General features: G+C 66.8%; 1 protein-coding gene. It reads left to right on the top strand.

Features of this window, described 5'->3' with window-relative positions; genetic code table 11:
- The first annotated feature begins 104 nt into the window (after positions 1-104).
- On the top strand, positions 105-575 hold the full coding sequence (locus G3N92_RS34420; protein WP_206131925.1) for a DUF2269 domain-containing protein: 471 nt from the start codon (positions 105-107) through the stop codon (positions 573-575).
- Positions 576-579: the final 4 nt, after the last annotated feature.

Raw genomic sequence — 579 nt, 5'->3', positions numbered from 1 at the left:
GCACTGACGCTGCCCGGCCAGTTCGCCGAGCCGTTCGGCCCGTTGATCAAGAACGCGCCGATCCTCGCCATCCTGTTTCTGCTGATCCACGAATCGGACTTCTCATGAACGCCTATCTGATCGTCAAGACGCTGCATATCCTGTCCTCGGTGCTGATGGTCGGCACCGGCTTCGGTTCGGCGTTCTATCTGTTCTTCGCGAACCGCACGCGCTCGGTGCCCGCGATCGCGGCCGTCTCGCGGCTGGTGGTGCGCGCCGACTGGTGGTTCACCACGCCGGCCGTGCTGTTCCAGCCGGCCTCGGGCCTGTGGCTCGCGCATCAGGCCGGCTGGCCGTGGCAAACGCCGTGGATCGTCGCCACGCTGGTGCTGTACGCGGTGGCCGCCGCGTGCTGGCTGCCGGTGGTCAAGATCCAGCTCGACATGACGAAGCTCGCCGGCGCCGCCCAGGCAAGCGGCGCGACGGTCCTGCCCGACGCCTACTGGCGCTACGCGAAGATTTGGGAACGGCTCGGCTACCCGGCGTTCATCGCGATGCTGGCGGTGTATTTCCTGATGGTGATGAAGCCGGCCTGAGCGG

It is taken from the genome of Burkholderia sp. Ac-20379 (assembly GCF_017104645.1).
Classification (GTDB): Bacteria; Pseudomonadota; Gammaproteobacteria; order Burkholderiales; family Burkholderiaceae; genus Burkholderia.
The sequence above is the reverse complement of the archived record's forward strand: the minus strand, read 5'-3'. Positions and strand labels throughout refer to the sequence as shown.

Bases quoted from the DNA above. Each gene is read 5' to 3' on its own strand.
- G3N92_RS34420 (WP_206131925.1), top strand. From the start codon at position 105: ATGAACGCCTATCTGATCGTCAAGACGCTGCATATCCTGTCCTCGGTG.